This is a genomic window from SAR202 cluster bacterium (assembly GCA_009392515.1).
Taxonomy (GTDB): Bacteria; Chloroflexota; Dehalococcoidia; order Lucifugimonadales; family UBA6952; genus UBA6952.
The window spans coordinates 1-14,866 of record VFGE01000055.1; the positions used below are offsets into that span (position 1 = coordinate 1).

Here is a 14,866-nt window from a genome sequence, read left to right on the forward strand (position 1 = left end):
TGAACAAAGATCCTATCGTATTTGCCATGGCAAATCCAGATCCTGAAATACTTCCGCATGAAGCTGGGCCTCATGTAGCAATCATGGCTACAGGCCGTTCAGATTTTGCTAATCAAATCAATAATGTATCTGCCTTTCCTGGTATATTTAGAGGTGCGCTCGATGTACAAGCAACAACGGTTAATGATGAGATGAAAATGGCTGCAGCTGAAGCAATTGCATCAACCATTACATCACGACAATTACAGGCAGACTATATTATTCCAAGTGTTTTTAATCGTAATGTTGCACCTGCAGTCGCGCGTGGTGTCGCAAGAGCAGCAAGAGCATCTGGTGTTGCTAGAAGATCTAGAAGTCACTAATTTTATATAATGATTAAAAGTGAATTTGATAGTTTTTGGGATAAAACTTTAAAAGATTTGGAATCTACATCCATGTCTGAGCATGTTGTTGAAGAAACTGATTTAAGTGCTCGAGATTATACTACATATAAAGTTATTCTTAATAGTTTTGAAAACAAAAGAATTCGTGGTATATATTCTGTTCCAACTACGCGGTCTTCGAAAGGAATTTTTCCTGCAGTATTAAGAGTTCCAGGTTATGCTGCCACTACATTAACTTTAGATAAACATTTTGCGTTAGTACTATCAGGATTTGCTGTCCTAAGTCTATGGCCACGAGGTCAAGGCGAAAGTATGGAAGAATGGTCTTTGGAGCATTCGACAAAATTAACCTATCATGTTGATGATAAGGAAAAATATTACTATCGTGGTGCATATATGGATTGTGTCAGGGGTGTCGATTTTCTTTCATCAAGACCTGAGGTTAATAATGATGCTATTGGTATGTGGGGGAGAAGTCAAGGCGGTGGATATACTCTTGCAACAGCATCTTTAGATTCTCGATTAGCAGCAGTGGTTGCAGAACAGCCTTTTTTATCAAATTATCCAACTTCTTCTACTTTGTCATCTACACCTTATGTTGAAATAACAGATTACATAAAAGAACACTCTGATCAGACTGAAAAGATTTTAGATACATTGTCATATTTTGATACGTTAAATTTAGTAAAAAATATAAAGTGTCCAGTTGCTCTAAATATTGGGATGATAGATCCTACTTGTCCACCAGAAACCATAATGCCGGTATTTGAAAATATACCAACTTTAAAAAACTTAACGGTGTATCAAGATCTTGCTCATGAAAGTTGCACTGATTTTAACATACTAGCAATGGATTGGTTAAAAAAATATCTAGGCTAGGCTCCGTGGCATTTTTTGTATTTATTACCACTTCCACAAGGACATTTTTCATTTCGTCCAATTTTTTTATTAGCGTGTTCTCGTTCAAATGCTTTTTGTTCTTGGCATGAAGAACAAGTGCATGTAAGTGGATGATCAGTGTACCAATTTGTTCGTGCCATTTTATCGTAATGTATGTTGCTTTTGTCTAGTTAAACCTGAAAGTTCTTTTTTTCTGATTCGTAAATTGGTTGGTGTCACTTCAATTAATTCATCGTCTGTTATAAAGTCGATCGTTTCTTCCAAAGTCATTTGTATATATGGGCTTAATTTTTTCGCAATGTCAGATGTTGAGGATCGTACATTAGTCAATTTTTTTTCTTTACAAACGTTAATTGCAATATCTTTATCTCTTTGATGCATACCAATAACCATACCTTCATAAACTGGTGTTCCTGCATCAATAAATGTCGAACCTCTTCCTTGAGCATTCAACAAGCCATAGGTAACAGAAACTCCTGGTTCAGATGTAACAAGCAAACCTACTGCCTCTGACTTAATTTCACCTCTCATGGGAGCGTATTCAGAAAACTTACTTGTTTTACTTCCGTCTCCTTTTGTTGTTTTTAAGAAGAAAGTATTAAATCCAATGAGACCACGTGTAGGTATCATATATTCGATTTTTACTCGATTATTTTCATCATATTCCATATTTTTTAATGCTGCTAAATGGTTTACTAGATAGTCATTTATAGCACCAAAGTTGTTTTCTGCAGTTTCTATTTCTAAATGTTCAATTGGTTCATGTATTGTATTGTCTATAGATTTTGTAATTGGTTGAGGCTTAGATACTTGAAACTCAAAATTCTCTCTTCTTAGTGTTTCAATAAGTACTGAAAGATGTAATTCCCCTCGACCAGAAACCAAAAAAACGTCTGCGTTTTCTGTTCTTTCTACATTTAGACTTATATTTGTTCTTAATTCCCTGATTAATCTGTCGTAGAGAACCCTAGATGTACAATATTTTCCATCTTGTCCAGAAAATGGTGAGGTATTTACTCCAAAAGTCATTTTTACTGTAGGTTCGGCAATATTTATTGAAGGAAGTGGGCGAGGATTTTCTACGTCAGTAATTGTATAACCAATAGATAAATTTTCTAGTCCAGCAAGAGCAACAATTTCACCAGATTCTGCCATGTCAACGGAATATTTTTCTAATCCATGAAATACGAATACTTTTTCTATTTTATTCGTAGCTATTGTATCTTCTTCGGTAACAATTGAAACATGATCGCCTGGTTTAATTTTACCATTTGTAATTCTACCAATAGCAATTTGACCTAAATAATTATCATAATCTAGAGATGTCACAAGGAATTGCAGTGGTTCTTTTTCAGATCCTTCAGGTTCAGGAATGTGGTTAATTATTGCTTCAAATAAAGGAGACATATCTTTTTGTTCGTCTTCTACATTTAACAAAGCATATCCCTCTTTTGCAGAAGAAAGTATTATTGGAAAATCTAATTGTTCTGCTTTTGTAGCCAGTTCAAGAAATAAATCTTGCACCATATCGATGACTTCATTAATCCTTACTCCGTCTCGATCAATTTTATTTATAACAACGATTGGTACCACATCTTGGTTTAAAGCCTCTTTTAAAACATATCTTGTCTGTGGCATAGGTCCGTCTATTGCGTCTACAACTAAAATACATCCATCTGCCATATTCATTGTTCGTTCTACTTCTCCACCAAAATCTGCATGTCCTGGTGTATCTATAATATTGATCTTAACATCGTTATAAAGTACAGCTGTGTTTTTTGCCAATATTGTTATTCCACGTTCCTTTTCTAGAGGGTTATTGTCCATAATTAAAGTACCGGTTTCTTGACCTTCTCTAAATACTTGACCTTGCTTAAGTAGTGCATCTACTAGAGTAGTTTTACCGTGGTCGACATGAGCAATTATAGCTAAATTTCGAATCTGGATTTTGGAGGTTTTGTTCATTTATAAATTTCCTTTTATAACATAACAAGTATCATTAGGTTTTATTGTTCCAGTATTTATAACTGTAGCAGTAATACCTCGTTTATTTACAAGAGATTTTGAAACTAGATCATGATAAACATTTAGTACTGCACAGGGCTTATTCTGTCCTGTAACTCGAAGAATTACTTCAGCACCAATATTAATGGTATCCCCTTCTTCTAATTCTGCTAGGTTCCCAAGATTGTTAGTAGTGATATTTTCAGCTAAGTCTCCAGGTTGAAGATTTATACCTAGTGCGGCATTAATTTCGTTAAGTACTTCTAAAGAAACTATAGAAATTGGTCGAGAATTAGGTTCGCTCGGGCCACTTTTTTTATGTTTGTTAATTTCGCCACTATGATAATCACCTGTGATACCATGGCGGTCGATAAAAACTTCTTGTTGGGGGTATTTAGGGACACCACCATTAGAACTAATATTTACAGATATAATTGTACCTGAATTTGTATTTGTCACGATAATTCCTTACTAACTTATTTTTCTATTGTATGAGTATATCATGAAAATTGACTTAAACATTAAATAGGGGATTTGATTTTCCAAAAGCATCTAGGATTGCCCCTGTTACAGCAGAGGATTCTGGAGCGACTAGAAAAGTACATAGTTTCGCAATTTCTGAAGGATCCATCATATGGTCATTTTGTATGGATTCTTCTCCAAATGCTTCAACATATCCTTCAGTAACAACACTTCCAGGACATATACAATTTACATCTATTCCATCTTTTTTGACTTCTGCAGCTAAGGATTCCGTGAAACTAATCAAACCTGCTTTTGTTATTCTGTATGCAGTTCTACCTGCTGCACCTTTTCTACCGCCAATAGAAGAAATATTTACAATTTTTCCATATTGCTGATTTATCATAAAGGGTAAAATTAACTTAGTTAGCTTAACTGCATTTACAAGATTTACATTTATAACTTCTTGCCAATCTTTCATATCGAAATCAACTAAATGTATTCGTGGGTGAATGATTCCGGCATTGTTTATTAATATATTAATTTCTAAATTTGATTTAGTTATATATTTCATAATTTTATCAATACCTGAATCATTTGAAAGATCTGCAGAAATATAGTAAGAACTTATATCATAGCTTTGAAGTTCGTTATGAATATCGATTAAGCGCTTTTCATTTCTTCCAGTTAGCAATACATCGATATTATTTTTTGCAAAGTCAATTGCAATGGCTTTTCCAATTCCACGTGATGCGCCAGTAATTAAAGCAATTTGTTTTTGTTGAGTCATTTATATTTCCTAAGTGATTAGTGGTCGTGATGCTAGTATTAATCCAACGATTGATAGGACAATTCCTAGTATTAATAAGAAAGTATTAATAGAAACTTTCTTTGTATAATTTGCTCCTATATAGCTGCCTAGTGCTGCACCGGTTCCCATAATCATAATAAGGAAATAATCTACATGGCCATGGAATGCATGACCGACAAGACCTGCAATACCCATGAAGAATCCAATAAAAAGATTTGATCCAGCAGCAATTCGGGGATCAATTTTCAAAATACGAATAATTGCAGGTAAACGGATACTACCTAGAATGAGTCCAACTGCACCACCTACTAAACCAATTGATAAACCTGCACTTGATTCTGCAATTACACGATTTCTTGAAAATATACCTTTGGAATTTTCGAGATCTACACCGAAAGCATCTCTCATTTGAGTACCTTGGCTTCTTGCTAAAATTATAAATTCAATTCCTTGCCAAAATACTAGAATCCCTGCAGAAAAAAGTAACAAATTAACTGGTACGTGAGGGGCAAGGTATCCACCTAGCAACGCTCCAAATACAGCAGGAATTCCCATAAAAAGTATGATTTGTTTGTTTACATTTTTTTCTTGAATATGTCGAACAGTTCCAAAAAAAGAGGAAATAGTTGAAGTTATTATATTTGTGCCCGCTGCAATTCTAGGATCAATACCGAGTAATATAATTATTGGCAGACGAATAGTGCCTAAGGCAAGTCCAACGAATCCACCAAGTATTCCAACCAAAAAAGAAGAAATCCCTATAGTAACCACTACACCGATTGATAAGTCTGTTGAAAATAAACTATCCAATTTTTATCCTTTTTCTTAAATTGATGACATATTATCAGTACAACTAGTATTAAAGCAATTCTATACGGCTGTATTCGTCATTGTTTTACAGGTGGTTTTAAAAGCGCAAAGAAAAGTGAACCAATACCAGTCGTAATTGCTAAAGAAACAAATGCAATGGTATAGTCTCCATGATAATCTGCAAGCACACCTGCTGTAATTGGTGCGATAGCCATTGCGAGTGCATTGAGTATTGAAGAGAATCCCATAATAGTGGCAAAAGATCTTCTTCCAAAATATTCAGCTCTTAGTGACTGCATGGACGGTCCTCTTGATCCCCAGGCAAGACCATGGAGTAAACAAAACATAAAAACATGGAAATCGTTTGTTGCAAATGTTAAAGCCAATAAGCCTGTACTATGTCCGATCATAGTGAATACCAGAAACAATCTCTTATCAATTCTGTCACCCAAATATCCACCAACTGTTTGTCCCAATATGGTAAATACCATAAGAACGCTTATCATGAGTCCAGCTTTTTCCAAAGAATAGTTAAGTTTTTGTGCAACATGGGGTGTGAAATGAATCCCTACAGATCCAACAACTAATAAAGAAAATGCATGTCCTAATCCAATCAGCCAAAAAGAAGAAGTTTTCATAGCTTGTACTGCTGAAAGATCATTCGTATCATCATATGCAGCTGTAATATTATCCGTTGAATTGGTATTAACTTCTCCGTCAGGCATATACCCAAAGGGTTCAGGTTTATGACGCAGGCTCATAGCGGCTGGCATATTAAATATAATAATAATTATGCCAGAAGCAAAAGCTACTGCTCTCCATCCATATGTTGTAATGGCAATGGCGAGAAGTGGTACTAAAAGCCCCCCGATGCCCATTCCAGTCATGAAAAGACCTTGCGCAAAAGCTCGTTTTTTATTGAACCAATTAGTGATTGTTGCAGAAATTGATAAAAAACCACCTATACTTGACCCCAGGGCTATTAAAGCAAAACAAAGAAAATAGGTAAGTATAGAATTGACAAAGGAAAATAATATAAATCCTAGTCCAAAGAGAAACACACCTATACATGTGATTGTTCTTGGCCCATATTTATCGATTAACCATCCTTGAATTGGGCCTAATATTGCTCCTTCAGCACGTGTAAGAGCTACTGCAGTAGCAACAGTTGCTCTATTCCATCCGAATTCTGCTTGTAGTGGTAAAAAATATATAGTGAATCCATGAAATAATAGAAGCCCATTCAGACATTGTATAACAAATCCGGATAAGACTATCCACCAACCATAAAATATTTTTTTCCCTTTAGATTTAGAAGACAAAAAATTACAAACCCATATGAAAAATAGTAGATATCGAATTTGCCAAAGAAAAAGATAAAGTATTTATCTTAAGACATGTGGTAAACGATAAGGCTTTACAGACCTTCTCGTAGTCTAACAATATGTTTGATTCTAGTAAAGTGGAGATTTTCTGACCGAATTGCAGAGCTTATGAAAGAATACGATATAGACTATCGTGATTTCTACGATAATTCGGGGATTGTTGATCAACATGCTCGATTCTTCTCCATTCTCGTAATTGAGGATTAATTCCTCGAGAAGATTTAGATGATGATTCAAAAAAATTATTTTTAACAAAAGCGAGTATTTTATTCATAGCTTAAAACTGATTACCTCCATAAAATTTAAATAAATAAAGCCATGTAATTTAGTAATTCCGAAAAATTACAATAATTGTTGTAAATAACAGATAAATTTACGATATTATTAATAAAAGTGTTCAAATAATCTACATATAATTAAATATATAAATGATTTATTTTAGTATATTACGAATTACGTACAGTGTAAATATTAAAAATGTTACAAGTTTGTAAACTTATTGATTTGAAAAATATACTTTAAGGTTTTTTAAATATATTGTTTCTATACCATTGAAGCTCTTCGATGCTTTCTCTTATGTCGTCTAAAGCTAAATGAGTTCGTTTTTTAGGGGGAGTATTATCTAACTCTTCTGGAAACCAACGATTTGTTAGTTCTTTTATTGTGCTAACATCAATAATTCTATAGTGTAAGAATCTTTCTAAATCTTGCATTTCTTTGACCATAAATCTACGATCTTGGTGCACAGAGTTGCCGCATAACGGTGCTTCACCGGGTTTTATCCATTTTTCTAAAAATGCTAAAGTCTTTTTTTCTGCTTCTTGAACATTTGTAAGTGAACTACTTGATCGTTCCAATAATCCTGAGTTTGAATGTGTTTTTTTACTCCATTCTTCAATTCGATCCATTTCCGCATCGGTTCTTTTAATAGCAATAACAGGACCTTCTTCAAGAATTTTTAAGTTTTCATCTGTAACTATAGTGGCTATTTCTAATATCACATGTATTTCTGGATTTAATCCAGTCATTTCCATATCTATCCAAACCATACGTTGAGTTTTACTCATTTGTTTTCTCCAATTTTTCAGCAATCCAGAAAAATACAGACTCAAACATAGCAATAATTATATTTGGATACAATACTAAAAATAAATAATTCTATTCATGATATAATTTGAAACATACATAAATTAGAGATAAGGAAAATATGAATCAGAAAAACGTTGCAGTTCTAATAGATTTTGAAAATGTTGGTGATTCTTCTTTAGATAACCTTTTTGATACTATTTCTGACATTGGTAGAACTATTATCAAACGTGCATATGCAGATTGGTCACAAGTAAAACAAACTTCAGTAGTCCATTTACAAAAATTAGGAATTGAGGCAATTCAAAATTTTCATGCAAGTAATTCTGCAAAAAATTCTAGTGATATTAGGTTAGCAATTGATGCAATAGAACTTGTATATCGATCAGATGTAGATGCATTTGTTATTGTCTCTGCAGACAGTGATTTTGTGCCCTTAGTGAATCAGCTTAGAGCTAGTGGTAAAACAGTTGTTGGGGCGGGTAGACAAGACGTTGTTTCTCCAAGCTTAGTTCGATCATGTGATAGGTATCTTTTTATAAAAGATAAAAGTAAAACTCGTATTAATAGAGATATGAATGAGCTTAATAAAAAAACCCAAGAACTTGTACTTCGTGCATTAAGAGCATCAGGAGATGAGGATGGGCGAGTCGTAGGCTCTAAACTCCATCAGAATATGTTGCAGATTGATCCAAGTTTTGATTTTAGAGCTATGGGATTTCGTACCTTTGCTGGTTTTTTAAATTCTCAAAAGAATATAAAAATTACTAAAAAGTCACGAGGACCTGGCGATGTTTTAGTCGAAGAGATTTAGAGCTAATATTTTAAGCAGATTTATTTGTAGGTACTCGAAACCCTACGTACCAAAATCCAATTATTCCTAATATTCCTACAAGAAGTTGTATTGGTGGATTATTGATTAGAAAAATAGAAGAAGATCCGGCAAAAATAGTAATCATAGAAAGTGCTAAGATCTTCGCTTTCTTTGGCATTCCTTTCCCCTCACGATAATCTTTTATTAGTGGTCCAAAAGTTTTATTATTGATAAGCCAATTGTATAATCTTTCTGATGATCTTATATAGCATGCTGCTGCAATAATGAGAAAAACTGTAGTAGGTAAACCAGGTACAAAGATACCAATAGTTCCTAGTGTTACAAATATACTACCAAGTAAAATCCACATTACACGAATTAGGAAAAATTTGCTAAGTCTAACTTTATGAATATTGTTTTGATCGTTTTCGTTTTTATTCGCCATTAAAGTTGGGATAAGTCTTTAATTTTAATAACTAGATAACCTGTGAATTGTATCACAATTTCAATGCGCACACTAGTTGAATATGGTAATAATTTGTACAAACCCTCCAGTAGAGAGTATGACTATTATGAGACCAATTAGTAAACTTATACAACCATATCCAACACATCCTAATTTTTCTATTGATTTCATAATTACCTATTATTTTCTTTCCATTATTGAATTCAGTATTACACCAATGATGGCAGTAAATCCTGCCATCATAAAAGCATATGAAAATCCGCTAGTAAATGATACAAATACATCTAAATTATCGCTTCTTGTAATTGATGATAGATCAGCTTGATAGCCATCAGATCTCATAGTTAATGTAACCAATAATGTTGAGAAAGCAATGGAAACTAAATTAGCTGTTGTTCGTGTTAGTTGCAATAATGCAGATACTACACCTCTATTTTCTATCGGAAGAGAACCCATTATTGTACTAGTGTTTGGTGACGAGAATATTGCCCATCCTGCTCCAGAAATTGATAGACCTATAATTATAATTAGTGGGCCTGAATCTATTGTTAAAGTAGAGAATATAAATGCAGCTGATCCAATAAAAAATATTCCCAACATTGAAATCCATTTAGTTCCAAATCTATCTGATAATCTACCTGAAAATGGACTAATTATAGCCATGAAAAAAGCAGAGGAAATTAGTAATAATCCAGACACATTAGTTTTATATTCTAATACTTGAATTAAATAAAAAGGCATCAAAAACATAGTAGAAGAAAATGAAATAAATGCTAATAAACGTGTCAAAACTCCCAAACTGAATTGAGGAACTTTAAAAAAGTGAACAGCAAGCATAGGATTACTAGATTTACTTTCCCATATAATAAATGCAGTTAATAAAATGAGTCCAAATATAATTGCACCGGTACTTTCGATACTAAGAAATTCATAACGATGAATATTTGTAACACCCAGTAAAAGAATGATTAGTGCTACAGATGAAATTAAAGCTCCTGTCCAGTCAAAATTAAATTTTTTCCCAAAAGACTTATCATCTGATTTAAGAATAAATAAACCAAACAAAAAAGCCACAATGGCCACAAATAAACTTGAGAAAAATATAGATCTCCATCCAAATTGCTCAATCAAAATTCCAGCTATCACAGGCCCTAAAATCGCACCCATTCCGATGATAGAAACATACAAACCAAGAGCCCGACCTCTTTCATTCTCGGGGAAAATATTAGTTGCCATGTACATTCCATTTGCTTGAATACACGCTGTACCAAAACCTTGGAAAATCTTAGCGAAAAGCAAAACATTGTACGATGTAGAATTACCAGCAATAAGTGCGCCAATACCAAAAATAACAAATCCGGTAAGATATATCTTTTTAATTCCAACGGTGTCAGCAAGTCTACCCATAGGCAAAAATAAAGCACTTGTTGTAAGAATGTTTGCTAAAATTAGCCATTGTATAGTCGGAATGTCTAAGGAAAAATATTTTGAAATAGCAGGTATTGCAATGTTCAAGCCTGATTGGTCAATTACCGACATACCTATACCAATAGCTATAGTTACATATGCAAACCATTTATAATTTTCACTCTCGGTTATTGTTGAAATTGGTGATAGGGATAATTTCATTCTTTTTCTTGCGTCACCTTTCTTGAACGTAGTGAAGTCAAACCCAAACTTATAATTATAAGACTAAAGCTAACTATAAATGCTCTAGAAAATCCTTCATTAAAAGCTAGTAAAATGTCTGAATTTCCTGAATCAGTTACAGATGACAAGTCTGCAGCATAACCATTTGAACTCATAGTTAATGTAACAATGGTAGTTGCCAGTGCAACTCCGATAAGATTTGCACTGGTGCGAGTTAGTTGTAAAAATGCCGAAGTTATACTTCTATCTTCTATAGATATAGTGCCCATAACGGCACTTGTATTTGGTGATGAAAATGTCCCCATTCCTGTTCCATTAAAACACATTCCTAAAATGATAATCATAGGGCTGCTTTCTGGTGTTAATTGAGAAAATATTATCATGCTTGTTCCTGTAAAACTTAATCCTGCCATCGAAATCCATTTAGTACCAATTTTATCTGATAAACGACCTGATAATGGACTCGTTATTGCCATGCAAAGTGCACCAGGTATCATTAAAAAGCCAGCAATATCTGGTTCATAACCTAAGACTTGGATTACATAGAAAGGCATAAGAAAAAAGACAGCTGAACCAGAAACAAATGCTAAAAACCTGGTCATAATTCCCACACTAAAGTCTCGAATTTTAAAGAAACTCATTTTAAGCATAGGTTGATTCGTATGATTTTCCCAAACTATAAAAAGGATAATTAGGATTATTCCAAGTAATAGTATTCCACATACTTGAATAGATATTAATTCATAACGGCTGATATTAGTTACTCCTAATAACAAAGTAATTAATGCAAGTGATGATAGTGAAGCACCAATCCAATCAAAGCTAAACTTTTTTTCAAGGATTTTTGTATCGTTTCTCAATATGAAGAATCCAGTTAAAAAGGCGATTATTGCGACTGGAATAGCGGCAAAAAAGATTGATCTCCACCCAAATTCAGTAATTAATATTCCACTAACTATCGGACCACCTATTGCACCGGTACCTATTATTGTCATATAGAGTCCTAATGCCTTACCTCTTTGATTTTCGGGGAAAATTGATGTGACCATAGCCATACCATTTGCTTGTATACATGCAGAACCTGTTCCTTGTATTACTTTAGCCAGAATTAGGATGGGGAAAGATTGTGAAAATCCTCCAATAATAGCCCCAATAATAAAAATTAGAAATCCAGAAATATATATATTTTTTCTTCCAATAGTATCTGCGAGTCGACCTATGGGTAAAAATAAAGCACTCGTTGTTAGTATGTACGCTAAAGAAACCCACTGTACTGTTGGTATATCTATCTTAAAATGCTCTGCAATTTTTGGTATTGCGATGTTTGTTCCTGAAAGATGTAAAACAGCTAATCCAACACCTATAGCTATCGTAAAGTATGCAAACCAAGTGTAATTAGAGTCGTTTATAATTGTTTTTTGATTAGTTTTTGATTCCAATTCTTATCTACGTTTCGTATCGTGTTCAAGAAGTATCATAACACATTATTTTAAAAGGGTTTTCAAATGGGAGTTAAATATAAAAATATACTTGAACTATTCATGTATATGTAATAATGTAACCATACATTTTCTAGATAGCCAAACGATGCTTTATTTATAGGGGGATTGTATGCCTACAGAAGACTTAGCTTTAGTTTCTCATCTGTTACGACGTGCTGGTTTTGGGGCTAGCCGTAAAGATGTAGAAAATTATGCCCAAAAAGAATATGAAGAAATTGTTGAAGATTTATTAACTCCAGAAAATTTTCCTGAATATGATGCAGATTTTATATCACGGTATTATATGGGTACAGTCACCTCAGACTCTTTTGGTCAAACACAAGCTGCATGGATCTACAGAATGATAAATACCCCTCGGCCTTTAGAGGAAAGAATGACACTTTTTTGGCATCATTTGTTTGCTACAGGTTGGAATAAACACGAACACGCAATGACCTGTGTGCAGCAAATAGATATGTTTAGGACAATATGTCTAGCTGATATGACTACTATTTTGATTGCATTGTCAAAAGATCCAAATATGATATGTTGGCTTGATAATAGTGAAAATCATAAAGATGCGCCAAATGAAAATTATGGTAGAGAGATCATGGAGCTCTTTTCTATGGGCGTTGGTAATTATACTGAAGAGGATATAAAAAATGCTGCAAGAGCATTCACGGGTTGGACTTTTACCCAATGTATCCCTTTGTATCCTTTTGGCACATATCTTTCTGAGTTTGAATTTCGTGAAGATGATCATGACTATAGTGAAAAGACATTCTTAGGAGAAGTGGGTAATTTTGATGGCTATGACATTATAGATATTATTGTGAAACAACCAGCAACTGCAAAATTTATCTCACGCCACTTGTACAATTTCTTTGTTGCTGATGAACCACAAGTTCCAGCTTGGAGTATTCAACCACCACGAGACCCTCAAGCTATAGAAATATTAGCAAATACTTTTATTCAAACTAAAGGTAATATACGAGAAGTATTACGTACTTTGTTTAATTCCGAATTTTTCAAAAATTCAAGATTTATGAAGATAAAAAGCCCTGTGGATTTTGTAGTTGGTACTGTAAAGATTGCAGGATCTCATACTATTCCACAACCGGATTTAATTAATCTTTCAGGTTCAACAGCGTTGATGGGGCAAACATTAATGGACCCTCCTACAGTAGAAAGTTGGCACACAGGCCCTGAATGGATTGATAGTGGAACATTAACAGATAGAGTTAATTTTGCTGTAGAACATATTGGAAATTTAAATAGTGATGGTATCAAAGATATAATAAATCGTATCAAAATTAACGGTGAAGAAAATTCTCCAGAGGAACTAGTAGATATATGTTTAGATTTATTAGGAAATATGGAAATAGATGATACTACAAGAAAAAGTTTGTTAGAGTTTTCAAAAAATTTAGGTGTATTGGTTTTTGATAATACAGATTCTGAATTGGAAAGTTCTGAAAAAATTATAAATTTGCTTCAACTTATCGTTTCATGTAGGGAATATCAATTTGCATAGTTTAATTAGAGGAGGTTAAGATGACAACAGTAAGTGCACCGCCAGTTTTGGTTGTAGTACAATTAAGCGGGGGCAATGACTTTATGAATACTGTAGTACCTATAACGGATGGTATCTATCATGATTCTCGACCTACTCTAGGTGTCAAAGAAAAAGATGCTTTGCCTCTCAATGATCAATTAGCATGGAATCCTGTAGCTGCACCACTAAAAGAATTATACGATCAGGGAAATGTAGCAATTATTCAAGGTATTGGTTATGAAAATCACAATAGATCTCATTTCCGTGGTATGGATATATGGCATACATGCGAACCAGATAAAATCGTTACTGAGGGATGGCTTGGCAAAACAATACGAGAATTAGATCCAAGTGGCGATAATGTGGTAACTGGTATCAGTTTTGGAAAAGGACTTCCACGTGCAATGGTATCTCCTGGAGTTCCTGTAACTTCGGTAAGTGACTTAGATTCATTTGGAGTAATGTCCACTATTACGGCTGACCAACAAAGAGAAGAGGCATTGGGGGTATTTAAACGAATGTATACCCCAGCTGTAGGTTCAGGTATTGTTGCGGATTATTTATCACATACTGGAACTAACGCTTTAGCTAGCGCACAAATCTTGGGAAGTGTGCCTGGAAAATATACTTCTACAGTTGAGTATGCTAGTAATTCCATTGCTAAAAGTTTACGAGATGTAGCTCGTGTACATACTGCTGGTATTGGTACAAGAGTTTTTTATACACAACATGGTGGTTATGATACTCATGCTACACAGCTCGCAGTCCATCCAAAATTATTAACAGAATTAACTACTGCAATTATGGATTTTTTCCAAGACTTGAAAGATCACAACGCTTCTGAAGAAGTAGTAATGTTGGTATTTAGTGAATTTGGCAGAAGAATAAAGGATAACGGTAGTGGCACAGATCATGGTTCTGGGGGCGGGGCATTTTTAATTGGTGACCGTGTGCGTGGTGGATTGTATGGCCAATACCCTTCACTTGAGTTTGCTCAATTAGCAAATGGAGAGGACTTGGGATATAACATTGATTTTCGAAGTGTATATTCTACTTTAT

15 protein-coding genes are annotated in these 14,866 nt (G+C 34.0%); 5 read left to right on the plus strand and 10 right to left on the minus strand.

The window, feature by feature from the left end; translation table 11 throughout:
• The coding region (locus tag FI695_07640; GenBank protein ID MQG51826.1) for an NAD-dependent malic enzyme at positions 1-362 on the plus strand (362 nt) is incomplete at its 5' end.
• 9 nt (positions 363-371) lie between these two features.
• On the plus strand, positions 372-1,262 hold the full coding sequence (locus FI695_07645) for an acetylxylan esterase (GenBank protein ID MQG51827.1): 891 nt from the start codon (positions 372-374) through the stop codon (positions 1,260-1,262).
• Here the strand turns inward: FI695_07645 and FI695_07650 are convergent.
• The 7 genes from FI695_07650 to FI695_07680 all read right to left on the minus strand — a co-directional run bounded on the left by FI695_07650 (position 1,259) and on the right by FI695_07680 (position 7,822).
• The gene (locus FI695_07650; protein ID MQG51828.1) at positions 1,259-1,423 is read right to left on the minus strand and encodes a hypothetical protein; all 165 of its coding nucleotides are present in this window, start codon (positions 1,421-1,423) and stop codon (positions 1,259-1,261) included. The two genes, FI695_07645 and FI695_07650, sit on opposite strands and share 4 nt — an antisense overlap.
• A 1-nt stretch (position 1,424) precedes the next feature.
• Complete coding sequence (typA, locus tag FI695_07655) at positions 1,425-3,248, minus strand: translational GTPase TypA (protein ID MQG51829.1); 1,824 nt, start codon at positions 3,246-3,248, stop codon at positions 1,425-1,427.
• A complete protein-coding gene (locus tag FI695_07660; GenBank protein MQG51830.1) occupies positions 3,249-3,752 on the minus strand; it encodes an MOSC domain-containing protein in 504 nt (167 codons plus the stop codon).
• 49 nt (positions 3,753-3,801) lie between these two features.
• Positions 3,802-4,539 carry an SDR family oxidoreductase gene (locus tag FI695_07665; GenBank protein MQG51831.1) on the minus strand — a complete coding sequence of 246 codons (738 nt, stop codon included), beginning with the start codon at positions 4,537-4,539 and terminating at the stop codon, positions 3,802-3,804.
• 9 nt (positions 4,540-4,548) lie between these two features.
• Positions 4,549-5,370, minus strand: coding sequence for a sulfite exporter TauE/SafE family protein (locus FI695_07670; GenBank protein ID MQG51832.1), 822 nt, complete (start codon positions 5,368-5,370; stop codon positions 4,549-4,551).
• A 77-nt stretch (positions 5,371-5,447) separates the two neighbouring features.
• Entirely contained in the window at positions 5,448-6,692 is a 1,245-nt protein-coding gene (locus FI695_07675) for an MFS transporter (protein MQG51833.1), read from the minus strand.
• Between the two features lie 581 nt (positions 6,693-7,273).
• Entirely contained in the window at positions 7,274-7,822 is a 549-nt protein-coding gene (locus FI695_07680; protein MQG51834.1) for an oligoribonuclease, read from the minus strand.
• Positions 7,823-7,962: 140 nt separating this feature from the next.
• Here FI695_07680 and FI695_07685 point away from each other — a divergent pair, with 140 nt between their 5' ends.
• Positions 7,963-8,655: an NYN domain-containing protein gene (locus FI695_07685; protein ID MQG51835.1), complete on the plus strand. Its 693-nt coding sequence runs from the start codon at positions 7,963-7,965 to the stop codon at positions 8,653-8,655.
• A 10-nt stretch (positions 8,656-8,665) separates the two neighbouring features.
• On the opposite strand, the gene FI695_07690 is transcribed toward FI695_07685, so the two are convergent.
• The 3 genes from FI695_07690 to FI695_07700 all read right to left on the minus strand — a co-directional run bounded on the left by FI695_07690 (position 8,666) and on the right by FI695_07700 (position 12,210).
• Positions 8,666-9,100, minus strand: a complete 435-nt coding sequence (locus FI695_07690; protein MQG51836.1) for a DUF454 domain-containing protein — start codon at positions 9,098-9,100, stop codon at positions 8,666-8,668.
• Between the two features lie 201 nt (positions 9,101-9,301).
• Entirely contained in the window at positions 9,302-10,750 is a 1,449-nt protein-coding gene (locus FI695_07695; GenBank protein ID MQG51837.1) for an MFS transporter, read from the minus strand.
• A complete protein-coding gene (locus FI695_07700) occupies positions 10,747-12,210 on the minus strand; it encodes an MFS transporter (GenBank protein MQG51838.1) in 1,464 nt (487 codons plus the stop codon). Before FI695_07700 ends, FI695_07695 begins: the two co-directional genes overlap by 4 nt.
• A gap of 172 nt (positions 12,211-12,382) precedes the next feature.
• Between FI695_07700 and FI695_07705 the strand changes: the two genes are divergently transcribed.
• Together FI695_07705 and FI695_07710 are read left to right on the plus strand one after the other, a co-directional pair.
• Positions 12,383-13,786 carry a DUF1800 domain-containing protein gene (locus tag FI695_07705; GenBank protein ID MQG51839.1) on the plus strand — a complete coding sequence of 468 codons (1,404 nt, stop codon included), beginning with the start codon at positions 12,383-12,385 and terminating at the stop codon, positions 13,784-13,786.
• A gap of 20 nt (positions 13,787-13,806) precedes the next feature.
• Positions 13,807-14,866: DUF1501 domain-containing protein (locus FI695_07710; protein ID MQG51840.1), on the plus strand; the 1,060-nt coding region annotated here is incomplete at its 3' end.